At 65.2% G+C, this 18,072-nt stretch carries 20 protein-coding genes and 1 pseudogene; 7 read left to right on the top strand and 14 right to left on the bottom strand.

Annotation, left to right across the window (positions count from 1 at the left end; all coding sequences use genetic code 11):
• Nucleotides 1–55: 55 nt before the first annotated feature.
• The 5 genes from sigM to BN2156_RS20495 all read left to right on the top strand — a co-directional run bounded on the left by sigM (nucleotide 56) and on the right by BN2156_RS20495 (nucleotide 4,101).
• The gene (gene sigM, locus BN2156_RS20515; RefSeq protein WP_407661731.1) at nucleotides 56–706 is read left to right on the top strand and encodes an RNA polymerase sigma factor SigM; all 651 of its coding nucleotides are present in this window, start codon (nucleotides 56–58) and stop codon (nucleotides 704–706) included.
• Nucleotides 660–1,415 carry an RsmA family anti-sigma factor gene (locus tag BN2156_RS20510; RefSeq protein ID WP_090516781.1) on the top strand — a complete coding sequence of 252 codons (756 nt, stop codon included), beginning with the start codon at nucleotides 660–662 and terminating at the stop codon, nucleotides 1,413–1,415. The genes sigM and BN2156_RS20510 overlap by 47 nt, the downstream gene beginning before the upstream one ends.
• Nucleotides 1,416–1,495: 80 nt before the next feature.
• Nucleotides 1,496–2,431, top strand: a complete 936-nt coding sequence (gene trxB / locus BN2156_RS20505) for a thioredoxin-disulfide reductase (RefSeq protein ID WP_090516780.1) — start codon at nucleotides 1,496–1,498, stop codon at nucleotides 2,429–2,431.
• Between the two features lie 35 nt (nucleotides 2,432–2,466).
• Complete coding sequence (trxA, locus tag BN2156_RS20500; RefSeq protein WP_090516779.1) at nucleotides 2,467–2,799, top strand: thioredoxin; 333 nt, start codon at nucleotides 2,467–2,469, stop codon at nucleotides 2,797–2,799.
• Nucleotides 2,800–2,910: 111 nt separating this feature from the next.
• Nucleotides 2,911–4,101, top strand: coding sequence for an N-acetylmuramoyl-L-alanine amidase (locus tag BN2156_RS20495; RefSeq protein ID WP_090516778.1), 1,191 nt, complete (start codon nucleotides 2,911–2,913; stop codon nucleotides 4,099–4,101).
• Nucleotides 4,102–4,370: 269 nt separating this feature from the next.
• Here BN2156_RS20495 and BN2156_RS20490 read toward each other — a convergent pair whose 3' ends face one another.
• From BN2156_RS20490 to rpmH, 14 genes and pseudogenes are all read right to left on the bottom strand, one after another.
• Entirely contained in the window at nucleotides 4,371–4,793 is a 423-nt protein-coding gene (locus BN2156_RS20490; RefSeq protein WP_090516777.1) for a hypothetical protein, read from the bottom strand.
• A 544-nt stretch (nucleotides 4,794–5,337) separates the two neighbouring features.
• Nucleotides 5,338–6,444 (bottom strand): DUF6670 family protein, encoded by a 1,107-nt coding sequence (locus BN2156_RS20485; RefSeq protein WP_159402857.1) that lies wholly within the window; start codon nucleotides 6,442–6,444, stop codon nucleotides 5,338–5,340.
• The gene (locus tag BN2156_RS20480) at nucleotides 6,441–6,959 is read right to left on the bottom strand and encodes an SRPBCC family protein (protein ID WP_090516775.1); all 519 of its coding nucleotides are present in this window, start codon (nucleotides 6,957–6,959) and stop codon (nucleotides 6,441–6,443) included. Before BN2156_RS20480 ends, BN2156_RS20485 begins: the two co-directional genes overlap by 4 nt.
• Nucleotides 6,960–7,098: 139 nt before the next feature.
• Nucleotides 7,099–7,485 (bottom strand): winged helix-turn-helix transcriptional regulator, encoded by a 387-nt coding sequence (locus BN2156_RS20475; protein ID WP_235625419.1) that lies wholly within the window; start codon nucleotides 7,483–7,485, stop codon nucleotides 7,099–7,101.
• 55 nt (nucleotides 7,486–7,540) lie between these two features.
• Nucleotides 7,541–7,723: pseudogene (locus BN2156_RS20470) on the bottom strand (TetR family transcriptional regulator); the annotation flags it as partial.
• A 3-nt stretch (nucleotides 7,724–7,726) separates the two neighbouring features.
• Nucleotides 7,727–8,590, bottom strand: a complete 864-nt coding sequence (locus tag BN2156_RS20465; RefSeq protein WP_090516773.1) for an acetyltransferase — start codon at nucleotides 8,588–8,590, stop codon at nucleotides 7,727–7,729.
• 222 nt (nucleotides 8,591–8,812) lie between these two features.
• A complete protein-coding gene (locus BN2156_RS20460) occupies nucleotides 8,813–9,853 on the bottom strand; it encodes a ParB/RepB/Spo0J family partition protein (RefSeq protein WP_090516772.1) in 1,041 nt (346 codons plus the stop codon).
• A gap of 62 nt (nucleotides 9,854–9,915) precedes the next feature.
• On the bottom strand, nucleotides 9,916–10,902 hold the full coding sequence (locus tag BN2156_RS20455) for a ParA family protein (protein WP_090516771.1): 987 nt from the start codon (nucleotides 10,900–10,902) through the stop codon (nucleotides 9,916–9,918).
• Between the two features lie 2 nt (nucleotides 10,903–10,904).
• Nucleotides 10,905–11,621: a 16S rRNA (guanine(527)-N(7))-methyltransferase RsmG gene (rsmG, locus tag BN2156_RS20450; RefSeq protein WP_162490898.1), complete on the bottom strand. Its 717-nt coding sequence runs from the start codon at nucleotides 11,619–11,621 to the stop codon at nucleotides 10,905–10,907.
• Between the two features lie 58 nt (nucleotides 11,622–11,679).
• Nucleotides 11,680–12,225 carry a Jag family protein gene (locus tag BN2156_RS20445; protein WP_090516770.1) on the bottom strand — a complete coding sequence of 182 codons (546 nt, stop codon included), beginning with the start codon at nucleotides 12,223–12,225 and terminating at the stop codon, nucleotides 11,680–11,682.
• 39 nt (nucleotides 12,226–12,264) lie between these two features.
• On the bottom strand, nucleotides 12,265–13,344 hold the full coding sequence (gene yidC, locus BN2156_RS20440) for a membrane protein insertase YidC (RefSeq protein WP_090516769.1): 1,080 nt from the start codon (nucleotides 13,342–13,344) through the stop codon (nucleotides 12,265–12,267).
• Nucleotides 13,337–13,693, bottom strand: coding sequence for a membrane protein insertion efficiency factor YidD (yidD, locus tag BN2156_RS20435; protein WP_090516768.1), 357 nt, complete (start codon nucleotides 13,691–13,693; stop codon nucleotides 13,337–13,339). The genes yidC and yidD overlap by 8 nt, the downstream gene beginning before the upstream one ends.
• Nucleotides 13,690–14,046 (bottom strand): ribonuclease P protein component, encoded by a 357-nt coding sequence (gene rnpA / locus BN2156_RS20430; RefSeq protein ID WP_090516767.1) that lies wholly within the window; start codon nucleotides 14,044–14,046, stop codon nucleotides 13,690–13,692. The genes yidD and rnpA overlap by 4 nt, the downstream gene beginning before the upstream one ends.
• Nucleotides 14,047–14,067: 21 nt before the next feature.
• Nucleotides 14,068–14,211 (bottom strand): 50S ribosomal protein L34, encoded by a 144-nt coding sequence (gene rpmH / locus BN2156_RS20425; RefSeq protein ID WP_003898363.1) that lies wholly within the window; start codon nucleotides 14,209–14,211, stop codon nucleotides 14,068–14,070.
• A 515-nt stretch (nucleotides 14,212–14,726) separates the two neighbouring features.
• On the opposite strand from rpmH, the gene dnaA reads away from it, so the two are divergent.
• Both dnaA and dnaN read left to right on the top strand, forming a co-directional pair.
• On the top strand, nucleotides 14,727–16,241 hold the full coding sequence (gene dnaA, locus BN2156_RS20420) for a chromosomal replication initiator protein DnaA (RefSeq protein ID WP_090516766.1): 1,515 nt from the start codon (nucleotides 14,727–14,729) through the stop codon (nucleotides 16,239–16,241).
• A 631-nt stretch (nucleotides 16,242–16,872) separates the two neighbouring features.
• Nucleotides 16,873–18,066, top strand: a complete 1,194-nt coding sequence (gene dnaN, locus BN2156_RS20415; protein ID WP_090516765.1) for a DNA polymerase III subunit beta — start codon at nucleotides 16,873–16,875, stop codon at nucleotides 18,064–18,066.
• Nucleotides 18,067–18,072 lie beyond the last annotated feature (6 nt).

Genomic DNA, 18,072 nt, shown 5'->3' with positions numbered 1-18,072 from the left:
CTGGTCAGGCAAACAAGTGTCCGGGCCGCCGCCCGGCAGCGTTTAAGTTCAGCGTGTGGGAAGGTTCGGGGGAACCGGCAAGCCGGTCACGGAGGAGCTGCGGTGGCACGACACCGCCGGGCGTTCCGATGCCGAACTGCTGGCCGCCCATGTCGCCGGGGACCGCTACGCCTTCGAGGAACTGGTCCACCGGCACCACCGCCAGTTGCGCCGCCTGGCGTTTCTGACCAGCCACCACCACGAGGACGCCGACGACGCCGTGCAGGAGGCCCTGCTGTCGGCGCACCGCACGGCAGCGTCGTTCCGCCACGATTCGGCGGTCAGCAGCTGGCTGTACCGGATCGTGGTCAACGCCTGCCTGGACCGGGTGCGCCGGTCGCGCAACCAGCCCACCGCATCCCAGCAGGAGCTCGGCCACCTGGTACATCTGCGCGACCCGGCCGGCGATCCGGCGCCCCGGGTGGCCACCGCGATCGTGGTGGAACGGGCGCTCATGCAACTGCCGGTGGAACAGCGCGCCGCGGTGGTGGCGGTCGACATGCAGGGCTATTCGGTGGCCGAGACGGCGCAGCTGCTCGGGGTGGCCGAGGGCACCGTGAAAAGCCGGTGTGCCCGCGCCAGACACAAACTGGCCCACCTGCTCCAGTATTTTGAAGCCGATGAACGGCAGCACGCCCCGAGTGCCGTCGGACGGCCCGATTCCTGACGAGCTGCTGGCCGACCTGCAGGCCGGCCTGCTCGACGACGCCACCGCCGCCGAGGTTCGCCGGCGGGTGCGCACCGACCCGGTGGCCGGACCCGAGGCCAGGAAGGCCCTGGCCGCCCTGGACCGGGTCCGCCGCGATCTGCGCGAGCTGGCCACCGATCCACAATCCGCACCACCGGTGCCCGCCGAGGTGAGCGCCAGGCTGTCCGAGGCGCTGCGGGCAGAGCCGAAGCCGCCCACCCCGTCCGCGAAACGCCGGCAGTCGATCGCGGCGGTGGCCGGTGTGGGTGCTGCCGCGGTGGCCGCCGTGGTGGGCGCTGCCGTGCTGATGCGCGCACCCGTTGGTCAGGCACCGTCGACCATGGCCAGCCTCGGCCAGATCACCGTGTCGCCGCCCCGCGGCGAGGTCGGACTGTCCGAATCCCAGATCCTCGGCCTGCTGTCCGCACCGCCCGACCTGGGGCCGTTGGGCGACACATGGCGCCGCAGCGCCTGCCTGACCGGGCTGGGCTACCCGGCCGGGGTCCAGGTGCTCGGCGCGCGCCCGCTCGAGGTGGCCGGCCGGCCCGGTGTGCTGGTGCTGGTACCGCCCAAGACGCCCGGCACACCCGATTCCGTCGTCGCCGTGGTGCTCCCCGCCGACTGCGATGCCGGTCATGCCGGATCGCTGGCCCAGACCGTGGTCAAACGCCCGGTGAAACGTCCGTAGTCTGTCCTACGAACTCGGTGGGAACACATCCGGCCTAGGCTGACGTTGCAACCCGTGCCGAGTACGGCAGAAAGGCTTACATGTCCACCTCAGAGACGGTTCACGACGTCATCATCATCGGTTCCGGCCCCGCCGGCTACACCGCTGCCATCTACGCTGCCCGCGCCCAGCTCAAGCCGCTGGTGTTCGAGGGCACGCAGTTCGGCGGTGCCTTGATGACCACCACCGAGGTGGAGAACTACCCGGGATTCCGCGAAGGCATCACCGGCCCCGAGCTGATGGACGAGATGCGGGAGCAGGCCCTGCGCTTCGGTGCTGATCTGCGCATGGAGGACGTCGACGCCGTCGACCTCACCGGCCCGGTGAAATCGGTCACCGTCGGCGACGAAACCCACCAGGCCCGGTCGGTGATCCTGGCGATGGGTGCCGCCGCCCGCCACCTGGGCGTCCCCGGCGAGGAGGCGCTGCTCGGCATGGGTGTGAGCACCTGCGCCACCTGCGACGGCTTCTTCTTCCGCGATCAGGACATCATCGTGGTCGGCGGCGGTGACTCGGCGATGGAGGAAGCGACGTTCCTCACCAGGTTCGCCCGGTCGGTGACCCTGGTGCACCGCCGCGACGAGTTCCGCGCCTCCAAGATCATGCTGGAGCGGGCCCGCGCCAACGAGAAGATCACGTTCCTGACCAACACCGAGATCAGCCAGATCGAAGGCGATCCGAAGGTGACCGGTGTGCGGCTGCGCGACACCGTCACAGGCGAGGAATCCAAGCTCGAGGTCACCGGCGTGTTCGTGGCGATCGGCCACGATCCCCGCTCGGAACTCGTGCGCGGTCAGATCGATCTGGACGACGAGGGCTACGTGAAGGTCATCGGCCGTACCACCGCGACCACGCTCGACGGTGTGTTCGCCGCAGGCGATCTCGTCGACCACACCTACCGCCAGGCCATCACCGCCGCGGGCAGCGGATGTTCGGCGGCTATCGACTCCGAGCGCTGGCTCGCCGAGAACGACTGACCCCCAATAGATTTAGACCTGACAGGAGAGCTCCCATGAGTGCGGACAGCGCAACAGTAACGGTCACCGACGATTCGTTCTCCGACGACGTCCTGTCCAGCAGCACACCGGTGCTGGTGGATTTCTGGGCCACTTGGTGCGGGCCCTGCAAGATGGTGGCCCCGGTGCTCGAGGAGATCGCCGGCGAGAAGGCCGGCGAATTGCGGGTCGCCAAGATCGATGTGGACGCCAACCCGGCCACCGCCCGCGACTTCCAGGTGGTGTCGATCCCGACGATGATCCTTTTCAAGGACGGCGCGCCGGTCAAGCGCATCGTCGGTGCCAAGGGCAAGGCCGCGCTGCTGCGGGAACTCGCCGACGCACTCTGACCTCACTCACACCCCGGATACGCCTGGCGTTTTCCGGTATGTGGCCGAAATCTGAGACAATGCTGGCTAGCTAGTCCGGCAGACGGCCGGAGACCAGCATGGAGGGGCCGAATGTCGAGTCTGCGTCGCGGTGACCGTGGCGGAGCAGTCACCGAGATCCGGGCAGCGTTGGCCGCGTTAGGTCTGATCGACAACCCTGACGCGGACCTGAGCACCGGTAGACACGTTGCGCTCGACGCCTTCGATGACGAGCTGGACCGTGCCGTCCGGGCATTTCAGCAGCACCGCGGCTTGTTGGTCGACGGAATCGTCGGGGAGGCCACGTATCGCGCGCTGCGCGAGGCCTCCTACCGGCTCGGCGCCCGCACGCTGACCCACCAGTTCGGTGCGCCCATGTACGGCGACGACGTGGCCACCCTGCAGGCCCGCCTGCAGGACCTCGGTTTCTATACCGGCATGGTGGACGGTCATTTCGGCCTGCAGACCCACAACGCGTTGTCCTCCTACCAGCGCGAGTACGGGCTGTATCCCGACGGGATCTGCGGCCCGGAAACGTTGCGCTCGTTGTATTTCCTGGGTTCACGGGTGACCGGTGGGTCACCCCACGCCATCCGGGAGGAGGAGCTGGTCCGCCGCTCCGGCCCGCAGCTCTCGGGTAAGCACGTCATCATCGATCCGGGCCGCGGCGGAGCCGATCACGGGATGATCATGAACGGTCCCGACGGCCCGATCAGCGAAGCAGACATCCTGTGGGACTTGGCAAGTCGGCTGGAAGGCCGGATGACCGCGATCGGCATGGAGACGTTCATCTCACGGCCGGCCAACCGCAGCCCCATGGATCCCGAGCGTGCCGCCACCGCCAACAGGGTCGGTGCCGACCTGATGATCAGCCTGCGGTGTGAGAGCCAGCGCTCCCCTGCCGCCAACGGCGTAGCCTCGTTCCACTTCGGGAATTCCCACGGCTCTGTGTCAACCATCGGCCGCAACCTCGCCGACTTCATTCAGCGGGAAGTGGTGGCCCGCACCGGGTTACGCGACTGCCGGTCCCACGGCCGGACCTGGGATCTGCTGCGGCTGACCCGGATGCCCACCGTGCAGGTCGACATCGGCTACATCACCAATCCCCACGACCGGGGCCTGCTGTTGTCCACCCAGACCCGCGACGCCATCGCTGAGGGCATCCTGGCCGCGGTCAAGCGACTGTATCTGTTGGGCAAGAACGACCGGCCCACAGGAACTTTCACCTTCGCCGAGTTGTTGGCGCATGAGCTGTCGGTCGAACAGGCCAGCCGCGGCGCCTGAGCACCTGGGCCCCGAGCGCTGTTATCTGTATGTCTCCTGGAGCTGTACTTGATTGTCGCCGATGGTGGGTGCCGTCGCGGTTCGCACCCTCAGAGACAGCGCAATCTACTCGGTTCGGAACGACATTCCCGACACCCCAACGCGACGCAGCCTAGCGCGGCAATTCCATCCCGGGTCCTTCACGACCCCTCCTCGGGGCTCATTTGTGAGACAGGAAAACGAGACAGCGACGCGCTACGGAATCTACGAGCAGAGTGGTGGCGAGTTCTTTAGCCGTCCCCGATGAGGATGTTGATGATGTCGGTTCCGTTACCGGGTTGGCTTTCTTGGGTGAGGACGCGGATGGGTATGGAGCCTGTCCGCCTGAGTGAAACGTGATGGCGGTCAGCTTCGGCTGCGAGTCCGCTGCCGAAGGTGCGTTCGGGTCGTGGAAAGGTCAGCGGTGCATCGAAGACAAGGCGTCCTAGGCCGGTGGTGTCGGTGCCGCGGTAGACATAGACATCGGCAGTGCGGTCAGTGTGTTCATCTTGGTCATCGGCGAACGTGAAGACGTGGATGCTGGATTCGTCGGCTATGAAATCCACTGGATCATCATCGATTTCGGGAACGCTCCTGGAGCCGAGCGCGGCGAAACGCACTTGATGACAGTCGGGGATGATAGTGGCTTGAGCGAGTTGTTCGTTGCCTGCCATTGTGGGCCCGTCCCCCTCTGCTGGTTTCAATGTCAGTTTGGCTTGGAATGGTCGCGGGCGAACCCTGATCACAGTGGGAAGCCCTTCATGGAGACATGCCATCAAATAGCAGCAAGACTTCCATGGTGATATTGCCCGCAGCCATACGCCGAAGTAGCTAACTACGGGGGGAACAGTGCCCTCACACGCGAGACAAGATCTGATCGATCCCGAAACTGAGATCCGAGACGCCGCGCCTGAATAGCAATCGCCTTCGTCGGTCACGCAGTCCGATGAAAGGTAAACGCGGAGCTAGACGGTTTCGTATCTGCCACGTCGTGTGCGCTGCGCCGCGTCGCGGCCACAGATTTGACAGTTAGCACCATCGGAGGTCTGTAGTGCTGTGCTTGATTTTGGGGTGTGTCGTGCCTATCGGCGAACGGAGTCTGCTCGCCGCATGGCGTTAGGGACTGGTGCGCCTGTGGTTCGACGAGTCGTGGCGTCACAGCCTCCGTGCCACCACTCGACCGGAGAGGGGACGGACGGGCAGCGGGGGCGCTGGGTGCTATTGGGTGAGTCGGTTTGTCGCTTCTTTGGTGACGTCGACGAATTCGGAGTAGCCGCGGGTGTTGATGCGGCGTCCATCGATCTCGATATTCGCACGGTATCCGGCAATGTATCCGCGGCCGACGCCGAAACGTGCAGGAGTGTCGGTTGTTCCGATGACTTCGACGCGATCGCGTACCCCCAGCCGGAATCGGTGGGGCAGAAGCATCTCATGGTTTCCGGTGCTGTCGGTCGATGGTGTGCCCTGGTATTCGAGGACGTCGTAAAAGGTGCGAGCGGTAGCGATTTCGTTGACGCGCCAGTCACCGTCGCCGGATAGAGTGCGCAATTGCACCAGATCCCCGATACGGTCGCCGAGCATGCCTACCCGGCAGAACAACAACTGAGCGTCAGCGGACAGTTCGATGACGTGGTAGGTGAAGAAGTCGACCGGCGCTTTGTAACGCCACGGGAGCAGGCGATTACGCAGGGCGTAGGGCCCTACACAGCGTGCGTATTCGATGTTGCCTACACCCGACACATCGACACGGGCATCGGATGTTTGGATCCAGCCGGTGTATTGGCCGAGCAAGCTCAAGTGATCGTAGGGGCGTCCCTGCACGAACCAGGTTGCGCGTTCGGCGAGTGTGAACCGCAGCTGTGCGGTCAGGCCGGGAATGTCGATTTCTACGTTGAACTCCGGGTAGCGGCCGCCGATGGCCAACTCCGCACCGAAATGCAGCTCTTCAGCGCCCGGGTCGAAGATGCAGTCATCGCGCATGGACGCTGTACCGTAGTACGCCGCCGCTGCGGTGGAGATCGACACGGTCGCAGTGTCGCGTGGGGTCGTCGTTACGACGTCGTCGACGTCGAACGCGCGTTGTCCCGGCATTCCTGCCATCACCATCACACTCAAATACTGGTGCGGGGCAGCAACTTTCGGAATCATCACCCCGTAGTGTGTCCACCCGTAGAAGCGATGTCCGGGCAGTGGGGACAGTGAGTAGGAGCTGTCGAACGCCCGCGTTGACAAACCGGCGCCGCGCTTCGCGTAACCGAGGACGGTACCGCGGGTGGCGGCGAGAACGAGGCGGGTTGCCACATTCGGGGGCTTGGGTACGTTCATCGGACATCACCGTCGCGCAGTTGGCTCAAGTGGGTTCTTGTGTCGCGGGCGAGGCGATTGATCGTCGCCTGTGTCGCCGGTCGCACCAGTTTGTGCAACGGCCGCGGTAGCCGGGGTTCGATCAGAAAGTCCCACTCCAGCCGGCTGCCTGATTCTGTTGGCACCACTCGATACCGCTCGCCGAAGCGGCGGAAGACCGGGACTGTGCACCCTTCTACCGCGAACGCGTTCTCCAGCCGGTCGCTACGCTCCTCCCACAGGAAGTAGCGCTCGGACAACGACACTGCCGGTGCCAACGTCACGGTGCGCCGCGAGTCCACGCCACGCGGTGAACCTGGCTCCCATCGGCACTCCCGCAACGACGAACACCAGTACAGCGGACGCTCACCGTGCAACTCCCGCCACACCGTCTGCGCCGAAGCCGGCGACGGCACCGAGAATCCGTATCGACTCTCCTGCCAGCCGAAATCGTCGAAATACGACTCCTCCACCCGCTGCAAACCGAACCATCGCACGTTGAGAACTCACTTTCAGGATCCGGGTTCACTCATTTGGACTGCGACCACCGTAACCCACATTCGATTCGAAATTCGAACCACTGTGACGCGGATTGCACTGTACATAGGTGCGACGCTGGTCAGAACGGTTCGAATTTCAGGGCAAGCGGTCGACGTCGTCGACAGGGTTGTTCCCGAAGCTCTCCGCTCCCAAATGCTGGGCCCAGTTGCGCGACCACGCCTTGAGCGGGGCCAACGCATACAGCAGCTCGATCCCGATCGGGGTCAGCCGGTACTTCCTATCGGCCACGGTTTCGGCCACGCCGACTGCCGTCAGCTCTCGCAATCGGGTCGACAGCACGCTGGAGGAGATGCCCGCAAGGCTGCGCCGCAGGTCTCGAAATCCGACCGGATCCCCGCGCAACTCCCACAGCACGGTGATCGCCCAACGGCGACCCAGCAGGTCGAAGGCCGCCATCAGCGGCTGGCCAGAACTCGACCCGCGGACCGGAACCCCGGGCCTGGGGGGCTTTACTTCGCTCACCGACCCACCCTACAAGTGGTTCGAAATTACAACCGATCTAAGCGCGACCGCAATCCACCACCGTGCGGGTCGGGAAGTAGTGCATCAGACCCGCCAGGCTGATCCCGGCTTCCTTCGCGATCACCCGCATGGACGCGCCGGCCTCGCCGTCGCGTTCCAGTACCGCGAGTGCCGCTACCTTGATCTCGGCGCGCTTAACCTCACCCTTGGCATACCGCCCTGCCGCTGGCACGCCCACAGGCTAAGACTCCGCCACGATCACCTGTGGGGCAACACCTTTGGCGCCGAACCCGGCTGCGGACATCCCGGCGCCGATCGGCAGTTCGATGCGTGCGTTCTCCAGCAGGCGCTCGAGCGCGGCCTCCACCTCAGCCTTCCAGCCGAGTCCCTTGTCGAGTTCCAGACGCAGCCGCGGGAAGTACGGGTGCGGTGCCACCACCGTGAACCCGACGTCCTCGAGAAAGTCAGACGTCAGCATGCACTCGTCGATCGAACAATCCCCCAGCACCGCCGCCGCGGCGGACAGTTCGGCAGGAAGCTTGCCCCCGTCGATCATCTCGGTCAGCGCCGAGGTATAGCCGAATGCCTCCAGTGCCCGGACACCTCTTCGCACCAGATCGTTGACCACCGCTGCCAGCAGACTCTGCGACAAGCGCTCGCGGTCGTCGGCGCACTCCACTCCGACCGCAGTCAACAGAATCGCGTCCGCACTCACCGGAGCGGTCGGGAAGAGTCTGGCCCGCGGTACCGCACCGGGGGGCGCATAGAACGCGAAGCCCAGACAGGGATCGTCGATGACAGCTGGAGCGGTCCAGTCGTCCCCCGCGTCCGGAACGATCAAACCGATCCCGGCGTCTGAGCCGGCATCGGGACCAGCACCCGGCTCCTCTTCCGGTGCACCCGCGCGAGCCGTCACCGCAAGCTGGCCGCACGACCCCCACTCGAGCATCACCATCGAGAGCCAGGCTTCTTTTTCGAATTCGGGGTCGGTCAGGTGGTCGTCTCCCACCGTGGACGGATCAACTTCCCAGAAGACGCAACGCCGCGCATGCTTGGGCAGCTGCTCGAAGCCCTCGAGCCGAAGCGGCGTGATTCGTGCTGTCACTGAGGTCCCTGGCTTTCACACTGTGTGCGTGGCTGCCCCTCAAGAATAGGAGAGTCCGCCGGAGTCGGCCCACTGCGCCCCGAAAATCTCATCGAGCTCCGCCTCTGAAGTGAAATGCTATGCCGCACAGATGCTTTGCGCCATGTGGCGCTCGCGATCGCAGACGCTGATCACTGATGTGTCACAGTGACGGAACAACCTGGTGTCCTTGGTCGTGGGTTTTCAGTGCTCTTCCGCGCTCATGATTTCGACAATGCGCTGTAGATCGTCGACCGACCCGAACTCGACCACAATCTTGCCTTTTCGTTTGCCGAGGCTCACCGTGACGCGGGTGTCGAACGCTGATGACAGCCGTTCAGCAACGTCCTGCAGACCGGGCATCTGGATCGGCTTCCGCCGCGGGGCAGGCGGAGCGGTGTTGCCGTCACGATTGGCCAGGGTGACGGCCTCCTCGGTGGCCCGCACCGACATCCCCTCCGCGACGATGCGGGCGGCCAGCTCTTCCTGCTTCTCCGGTCCGCCTTCCAGGGCGAGCAGGGCGCGCGCGTGGCCCGCGGACAGCACACCCGCGGCGACGCGCCGCTGCACGGCGATCGGCAGCCGCAGCAACCGGATCATGTTGGAGATCAGCGGCCGCGAGCGCCCGATCCGGGCGGCGAGTTCATCGTGGGTGACTTCGAACTCGTCGAGCAGCTGTTGGTAGGCGGCGGCCTCTTCCAACGGGTTGAGCTGAACGCGGTGGATGTTCTCGAGCAATGCGTCGCGCAGCATGCTGTCGTCGCCGGTCTCGCGGACGATCGCCGGGATCGCTTCCAGGCCCGCCTCCTGGGCGGCGCGCCAGCGCCGCTCCCCCATCACCAGCTGGTAGCGGGATTCACCGTTCTCCTGGACCGCGCGGACAACGATCGGCTGCATCAAGCCGAACTCGCGGATCGAGTGCACCAGCTCGCTCAGCGCCTCTTCATCGAACACCTGGCGAGGCTGACGAGGATTCGGCTGGATCAGGCTGGGGTCGATCTCGCGGTACGTGGCGCCGACATCGTTGGACAGGACCGGGTCGGCCCCGTCGGGCACGGTGGACGCGGGCGGACCGCCCGGCGCTCCCGAGTCACCCGGGGTGGACGCCGGACCGAGTAGAACGTCGGCAGCGTTCGAGCCGATCCGGGGACTCAGGGCGTCGGTGCCGTCCTCAGCGGGACCAGTCGGAATGAGGGCCGCCAGTCCCCTGCCCAGGCCGCTCCGCTTCCGTGCCGGCTGATTCATGGTCGTCTCCTGCTCATCGCTGCCGTCCGCTGTTTGGTTCTACTGCTGTTGGTTACTGGCGCCTACTGAGCACGGGGCGGTGCCCCGCGTTCTGCGATCTCACGGCTCGCATCGAGGTAGCTCAGCGCGCCGCGGGAACCCGGATCGTAATCGAGGATCGTCATTCCGTATCCGGGAGCCTCCGACACCTTCACGCTGCGCGGGATGACGGTGCGCAACACCTTGTCCCCGAAGTGCTCGCGTACATCCTCGGCGACCTGATCCGCCAGCTTGGTCCGGCCGTCGTACATCGTCAGTATCACAGTGGACACCGACAGCTCCGGGTTCAGATGCGCCTTCACCATCTCGATGTTCCGCAGCAGCTGCCCCACACCTTCCAGCGCGTAGTACTCGCACTGGATGGGGATCAGCACCTCGGGAGCGGCCACCAGAGCGTTGATGGTCAACAAGCCGAGGGACGGCGGGCAGTCGATGAACACGTAGTCGAAGTTGTGGTTCGCCAGGGCGGCGAGCGCGGCCCGGAGCCGGCCCTCGCGAGCCACCATGCTGACCAACTCGATCTCGGCACCGGCCAGATCGATGGTCGCAGGGATGCAGAACAACCGGTCGCTGTGCGGGCTCTGCTGAAGAGCTTCCTCCACCGGGATGTCTCCGATGAGTACCTCGTACGAGGACGGGGTGCCGGGACGGTGCTCGATGCCGAGAGCCGTGCTGGCGTTGCCCTGCGGATCGAGATCGATCACCAAGGTCCGCAACCCCTGCAGCGCGAGCGCGGCGGCGACGTTCACCGCGGTGGTCGTCTTGCCCACGCCGCCCTTTTGGTTGGCGATCGTGAACACCCGCTGGCGCGACGGCCGGGGAAGCTGACCATGCGACGTGTGCAGCACACGGGTCGCCTGCTCCGCCTCGGCGGCGATCGGGGTGTCCATGCTGGCGTCAGTGGACCACGCGGCGCCCCCGCCGGTGTTCCATGTTTCACGTGAAACCGTTTCACGTGAAACGGCGGGCGTAGCATCCGCACCAACGGTTGCCTGCCGATCAGAACCCATCCTCATCTCCTGCCCGATCTCCCCCGCGATCCGGAGGCTCTGCCCGTCGACCGGCTCCCCGGTCTCACCGCCACGCGCCGCACGGCGACGACGGTTACGGGCGGGTTCAAATAGTTCACGCCACATTTCACCACCCTGGCATCGACTGCACCCAGGGAAGCCATCACACGCCGATGCTCTTCTATCTCAGCCTCGGCGCGCTCGCCCTTGAGGGCGAGCATCCTTCCGTCGACACGCAGCAGCGGCATGCTCCAGCGCGTCAACTTGTCCAGCGAGGCGACCGCGCGTGAAGTCACGACGTCCAACTCGCCTACCGATTTGCGAACCTCGGAGTCTTCGGCCCGACCGCGGACCACCGCGATGTCGAGTCCCAATTCAGCGACCGCCTCACGCAAGAACTCGCTCCGGCGAAGCAGCGGCTCGATCAACGTGACATGGATGTCGGGGCGCGCCAGGGCCAACGGGATACCCGGGAGGCCGGCGCCGCTGCCGATATCGGCGACGCGCTCATCGGGAGCCAGGAGCTCTCCGAGAGCGGAGCTGTTGAGTATGTGTCGATCCCAGAGCCGGTCCACTTCGCGCGGACCTATCAATCCCCACTCGACACCGGCACCGGCCAGAATTGCCGCGTACCGTTCGGCGGTCTCCAGACGATCTCCGAAGACCCCGGCCGCGGCGTCCGGTGCCGCGGGGACCGGTCCATGTTTCACGTGAAACATCCTCCGCACTCCCTACGGCACCGTCGCCGCAAACGAACTACACCTTTGTAACTAAAACTCAGCCAAGCAGAACGACGACGCGGCGCGACGGCTCCACGCCCTCGCTCTCGCTGCGGACTCCGTCGACCGCGGCGACTGCGTCGTGAACGATCTTGCGCTCGAACGGCGTCATCGGAGCCAGCTCCTCACGCTCGCCCGACTCCAGCACACGACGGGCCACCTTGTCGCCCAGCGCAGCGAGCTCGTCGCGACGACGGCGACGCCACCGTGCGATGTCCAGCATCAGGCGGCTGCGCTCACCGGTCTTCTGGTGCACCGCCAGCCGGGTCAGCTCCTGGAGGGCGTCGAGCACCTCTCCCTTGCGGCCCACCAGCTTGCTCAGGTCTCCCCCGCCGTCGATGCTCACCACGGCCCGGTCGCCTTCGACATCGAGGTCGATATCGCCGTCGAAGTCGAGCAGGTCGAGCAGCTCCTCGAGGTAGTCGCCGGCGATCTCGCCTTCCGCGACCAAGCGCTCCTCCAGGTCGTCCTCGCTCTTCGGCGCGGACTGGGTGGTGTCCTCCTCCAGCTCGGCGCCGGGCTCGGTCGTCTGTGCGTCCGTCATATCCGTCTTCTCCCTACTTGTAGCCAGTGTGAGAACTGGTCACCGTTTCCGCTTCTTGGGGCGTGCACCGGGCTTGGGCGTGCGGCTCACGCTCGGCCCTCCCGATCCACCTGCCGTGTCGCCCTGGGCCTCGGTCTGCGCCGCATTCGTGTCCGGCTCGGCGGCCGTCGCGTCAGGGGTCTCGGCCGCGCTCGCGGCGTCACCCTTGCGGGCGCGGTTGGGTTTGGCACCGGGGGCGGGCGCATTCGCCGACCGCCGTTCGAGCGCTTCGGCCTTCTTGGCTTCTTCTTCCTTCTCGATCATCCCGAACACGTAGTGCTGCTGACCGTAAGTCCAGATGTTGTTGGACAGCCAGTAGATGATCACGGCCAACGGAAGGAACGGGCCACCGACGACCACACCGAGGGGGAACACATAGAGCGCGAGCTTGTTCATCATCGCGGTCTGCGGGTTGGAGGCCGCTTCCACGCTCTGGCGCGCCACCGAGGCCCGGCTGTTGAAGTGCGTGGCGATGCCGGCCAGGATCATGATCGGCACGCCGACCGCGATCACGGCCAGCCGGTTGAATTCGGTGAACGCCTCGAGCCCGTGCTGCTGGATCATCGTCGCGCCGAGCGGTGCACCGAAGAGGTTGGCGTCCAGGAAGTGACCGACGTCGGTCGCACTGAAGACGTAGTTGGGCAGGCTGCGGTTCTCCTCCACCGACAACCCGAGCCGGCCGATGCCGGTCTGGGTCCGGTTGAAGGACATCAACACGTGGTACAGGCCGAGGAACACCGGCACCTGCGCCAACATCGGCAGACAGCCGAGGATCGGGTTGAACCCGTGCTCGCGCTGCAGCTTCTGCATCTCCAGCGCCATGCGCTGACGGTCCTTGCCGTACTTCTTCTGCAGCGCCTTGATCTGCGGCTGCAGTTCCTGCATCTGCCGCGTGGTGCGGATCTGCTTGACGAACGGCTTGTAGAGGATCGCGCGCAGGGTGAACACCAGGAACATCACCGACAGCGCCCAGGCGAAGAAGTTCTCGGGGCCGAGCAGGAAGGCGAATGCCTTGTACCAAACCCACATGATCGCCGACACCGGGTAATAGATGATGTCCAGGCTGAACCAATTAAACACGCGACTTGCTCTCCCCTCGCTCCGCTGGGGTTTCCCAGACAGGGTTTTCGGCGGCGGCTATTTCGCCAGGAACGGTCTCGTCAGAACCGACGGACTCGTGATCGTGGGGGCACCGTTCCGGAATCGGATCCCATCCGCCCGGATGCCATGGCCCGCATTTGAGGAGCCGGATCGATGCCAGCCACGCACCGCGGAACACGCCGTACTTGGTGAGGGCGTCGACCGCGTACTGACTGCAGGTCGGGATGAACCGGCAAGACGGCGGCCGGTACGGAGAGATCGCGTGGCGATAGACCTGGATCAGGAAGATCGCACCGCGGGCCGCACCGGCACCCGCCCTGCGGATCATGGTGACGTCCTGCGCCGCGACTCCAGGCGCTCGAGAGCGCGCTGCAACTGCTGCTCCAGTTGAGGCGAGGGTGCGGCACTGCTTCCCGCACGGGCCCGGATCACCACCAGATCGGTGGCATCGAGCCGCGGGATGACGGTGCGGGCGGCGTGACGAAGCCGCCGGGATACGCGGTGGCGTTCCACCGCGTTACCGACGGCTTTGGACACGATCAGACCGACCCGCGGGCCGGTAGCGTCCGTCCCCTCGTGTAGCGCGTGTACGACAACGTCAGGTTGGACCGCACGCACGCCACGACTGACGGTGGCACTGAACTCCGCGGACCGCCTCATCCGGTAACGAGCCGGAAGCACCGCGCTAGATCCTGCGTCGTATCACGCAGTGAGTGCGCGACGGCCCTTGCTACGACGGTTGGCGACGATGGCGCGGCCGGCGCGAGTGCGCATCCGCAGCCGGAACCCATGCACGCGCGCACGGCGGCGGTTGTTGGGCTGGAAGGTCCGCTTGCCCTTGGCCACGTCAATCTCTCCTTGTTCCATTTGGCGCCCGCGCTCACCGACGACAAAATGTCGTTGAGAACACGGTCACCGTGCAAGCTCGGTTTAAGCTCGTCCGTCGTGCTTTACTAACCGGCGCGTTCTCCGGAACCTCCCGGGCGCAGCCGTATCGCCACGTGCGGGCGACTGCTCGAGGGTACTGATGAGATTTCCCTCGGTCAAACCTGCGCCGAACCGCCTACATCGTCGGCATTCGATGTTGCAGAACTGTTGGCACATCGAGAGAAAACTGTTAGCTTCTGGCAATGCCGTTCCGCGCCTGGATCGGCCCCGGACAATAAGATGAGGACGTCGCTCCGCCGCCAACCCTCACATCGCGTGACGGACCCCGGCCACGACGCTCTCACAACAGACAACAGAGCGACGACGACTGTCCTTTCTCCACAAGCTGTGGATAAATATGTGGACAGTTCGTCATCGTTCTTTTTGGTCGTCACCGGGTCGACCTCGAAGCACCTCAAAGGGGGAAACGGTCGTTGACAGCGGACCCCGACCCACCATTCGTCGCCGTCTGGAACAGCGTCGTAGCCGAACTCAACGGCGATCGCGATCCGGAGTCCGGTCTCGCCGGTGATCCAGCCGCCCCTCAGCTGACCCCTCAGCAAAGGGCCTGGCTCAAGCTCGTAGAACCGCTCGTGATCGCCGAGGGGTTTGCTCTGCTCTCAGTTCCCACCACCTTCGTCCAGAACGAGATCGAGCGTCACCTCCGCGAACCCATCATCAATGCGCTGAGTCGCAAACTCGGACAGCGCGTCGAGCTGGGTGTGCGCATCGCCACCCCTTCCGAGGAACCCGAGGACTCCCCCGCCGAGACGGCCGATACCCCGGCCGTCGCCGTGGAGCCGGCCGTCGACGCCGACGAGATCGACGACGACAGCGCCGCCAAGGTCAGCGTGGAAGAGACCTGGCCCACCTACTTCAGCAGCCCGCAGCGTGACTCCACCGTGAGCGACGACAACGCGGTCAACCTCAACCGGCGCTACACCTTCGACACCTTCGTCATCGGTGCGTCCAACCGCTTCGCCCATGCCGCCACCCTGGCCATCGCCGAAGCACCCGCGCGGGCCTACAACCCGTTGTTCATCTGGGGTGAATCCGGCCTCGGGAAGACGCATCTGCTGCACGCGGCCGGAAACTATGCGCAACGTCTCTTCCCCGGTATGCGCGTGAAGTACGTCTCCACAGAGGAATTCACGAACGACTTCATCAACTCGCTGCGCGACGACCGCAAGGCCTCGTTCAAGCGCAGTTACCGCGACATCGACATCCTGCTCGTCGACGACATCCAGTTCATCGAAGGCAAGGAAGGTATCCAGGAAGAGTTCTTCCACACCTTCAACACGCTGCACAACGCCAACAAGCAGATCGTCATCTCCTCGGACCGCCCGCCCAAGCAGCTGGCCACCCTCGAGGACCGGCTGCGTACCCGCTTCGAGTGGGGCCTGATCACCGATGTCCAGCCGCCCGAGCTGGAGACGCGCATCGCGATCCTTCGTAAGAAGGCGCAGATGGATCGTCTGGACGTGCCCGATGACGTGCTCGAGCTCATCGCCAGCAGCATCGAACGCAACATCCGCGAACTCGAGGGTGCGCTCATCCGTGTCACTGCCTTCGCCTCGCTGAACAAGACCCGGATCGACAAGTCACTGGCCGAAGTCGTGTTGCGCGATCTCATCGCCGACGCCACGACCATGCAGATCAGTACCGCCGCGATCATGGCGGCCACCGCCGAATACTTCGAGACCACCGTCGAGGAACTGCGCGGGCCCGGTAAGACCCGTGCGCTGGCGCAGTCCCGCCAGATCGCCATGTATCTGTGCCGTGAGCTCACCGATCTGTCCCTGCCCAAGATCGGCCAGGCGTTCGGGCGTGACCACACCACGGTGATGTACGCGGAGAAGAAGATCCGCGGCGAGATGGCCGAGCGGCGTGAGGTCTTCGACCACGTGAAAGAACTCACCACCCGGATTCGCCAGCGCGCCAAGCGCTGACTCCCCGCTGTATGTCTCCGGTCCCCCGCGCGAGTGCGCCGGCGGGACCACATTTTGTCGTCCGGACGACACCCCAGGGCCCCGCGGCGTCTCACATCGTGGTCTCTGCAGGCCCGTCCGGCGAAAAATCTTGTAACAACTTGCGCCTCGTTACGCATCTCTTGTCACAGCTGAGCGTTGTGGATACGGCTGTGCACAACCTGCGGGCAAACCACGGGATGAATGACAAAATCATCCACACACACCGCTCTGTCCACACTCGAGCGCCGGTCCGTCCACCGGTCTCCACAGCGGACTCACAGAGCGACACACCGACGGTACTGGGCAAACACCGGTTCATCCCCAGTTTGCACAGCCCCTAATACTGTTACTCAAATATCTTCTAAGAATTCTTTCTAGAAGAAGGGGCTTGGGGACACCGCACGAACCACACGTCCGATCCGGCTCGAGAACCACGAGCCGGCGCTCATGTCACCCCGATGGATTAGCTTTCAAGTTGATGCGGAAAGCTCTACGGTGGTTCATCGACAGCGGTTTCCAGCTTTGTCATTCAGCGTCATGCTGCGTGGTGTGGTTTTCGGAAGACGCTGGTAGAGCTCGTTATGGGGATCATCGAAGGGGCGCATAGCACGTGGCGACGACGACGGCTGGGCTGACCGACTTGAAGTTCCGCGTGGTGCGTGAGGACTTCGCGGACGCGGTGGCCTGGGTAGCCCGCAATCTGCCGACCCGGCCCACCATCCCGGTGCTGGCCGGCGTCCTGCTGACCGGCACCGACGACGGTCTGACCATCTCCGGATTCGACTACGAAGTTTCCGCCGAAGTCCGTGTCAGCGCCGAAATCGCTTCTCCCGGAAGCGTTTTGGTGTCAGGGCGGTTGTTGTCTGACATCACCAAGGCGCTGCCGGCCAAGCCGGTCGAGCTGAGCGTCGAGGGCACCCGGGTCGCGCTGACCTGTGGCAGCGCCCGGTTCTCGCTGCCGACCCTGGCGGTCGAGGATTACCCCGCGCTGCCGACCCTGCCGGAAGAGACCGGCGTGGTGTCCTCCGACCTGTTCGCCGAGGCGATCGGGCAGGTGGCCGTCGCCGCCGGCCGTGATGACACGTTGCCCATGCTGACCGGTATCCGGGTCGAGATCTCCGGCGAATCAGTGGTTTTGGCCGCGACCGACCGCTTCCGGCTGGCCGTACGTGAGCTGACCTGGGAAACTAGCGCCACCGACGTCGAGGCGGCCGTGCTGGTGCCGGCGAAGACGCTGGCCGAGGCGGCCAAGGCCGGCACCGACGGCAATCAGGTGCACCTGTCGCTCGGCTCCGGCGCCTCGGTGGGCAAGGACGGCCTGCTCGGTATTCGCAGCAACGGCAAGCGCAGCACGACGCGTCTGCTGGATGCGGAGTTCCCGAAGTTCCGTCAGCTGCTGCCCACCGAGCACACCGCGGTGGCCACGATCGGTGTCGCCGAGCTCACCGAAGCGATCAAGCGTGTGGCGCTGGTGGCTGACCGGGGCGCCCAGATCCGGATGGAGTTCGGCGATGACGTGCTGCGTCTGTCGGCCGGTGCCGACGACGTGGGCCGCGCCGAGGAAGATCTGCCGGTCGAGTTCGCCGGTGACCCGCTGACCATCGCGTTCAACCCGACCTACCTGACCGACGGGCTGAGCTCGCTGCATTCCGACCGGGTGACTTTCGGTTTCACCACGCCGAGCCGGCCCGCAGTGTTGCGGCCCACAAGCGAGGATGGTGTCACAGGTGGTGGTTCGGGTCCGTTCCCGGCCGCCAAGACCGATTACGTCTATCTGTTGATGCCGGTACGCCTACCCGGCTGACCGGCG

The organism is Mycolicibacterium neworleansense (assembly GCF_001245615.1).
Taxonomy (GTDB): domain Bacteria; phylum Actinomycetota; class Actinomycetes; order Mycobacteriales; family Mycobacteriaceae; genus Mycobacterium; species Mycobacterium neworleansense.
Note: the sequence above shows the minus strand (reverse complement) of the source record. Positions and strands in the feature narration are given on the sequence as shown.

Excerpts from the sequence above, each read along its gene's own strand:
- BN2156_RS20445 (WP_090516770.1), bottom strand. The coding sequence starts at position 12,225 with ATGACGGACGCACAGACGACCGAGCCCGGCGCCGAGCTGGAGGAGGAC.
- BN2156_RS20490 (WP_090516777.1), bottom strand. The coding sequence starts at position 4,793 with ATGGCAGGCAACGAACAACTCGCTCAAGCCACTATCATCCCCGACTGT.
- yidD (WP_090516768.1), bottom strand. The coding sequence starts at position 13,693 with ATGATCCGCAGGGCGGGTGCCGGTGCGGCCCGCGGTGCGATCTTCCTG.
- BN2156_RS20485 (WP_159402857.1), bottom strand. The coding sequence starts at position 6,444 with ATGAACGTACCCAAGCCCCCGAATGTGGCAACCCGCCTCGTTCTCGCC.
- BN2156_RS20460 (WP_090516772.1), bottom strand. The coding sequence starts at position 9,853 with ATGAATCAGCCGGCACGGAAGCGGAGCGGCCTGGGCAGGGGACTGGCG.
- BN2156_RS20510 (WP_090516781.1), top strand. The coding sequence starts at position 660 with ATGAACGGCAGCACGCCCCGAGTGCCGTCGGACGGCCCGATTCCTGAC.
- trxB (WP_090516780.1), top strand. The coding sequence starts at position 1,496 with ATGTCCACCTCAGAGACGGTTCACGACGTCATCATCATCGGTTCCGGC.
- rsmG (WP_162490898.1), bottom strand. The coding sequence starts at position 11,621 with ATGTTTCACGTGAAACATGGACCGGTCCCCGCGGCACCGGACGCCGCG.
- BN2156_RS20495 (WP_090516778.1), top strand. The coding sequence starts at position 2,911 with ATGTCGAGTCTGCGTCGCGGTGACCGTGGCGGAGCAGTCACCGAGATC.
- BN2156_RS20455 (WP_090516771.1), bottom strand. The coding sequence starts at position 10,902 with ATGGGTTCTGATCGGCAGGCAACCGTTGGTGCGGATGCTACGCCCGCC.
- trxA (WP_090516779.1), top strand. The coding sequence starts at position 2,467 with ATGAGTGCGGACAGCGCAACAGTAACGGTCACCGACGATTCGTTCTCC.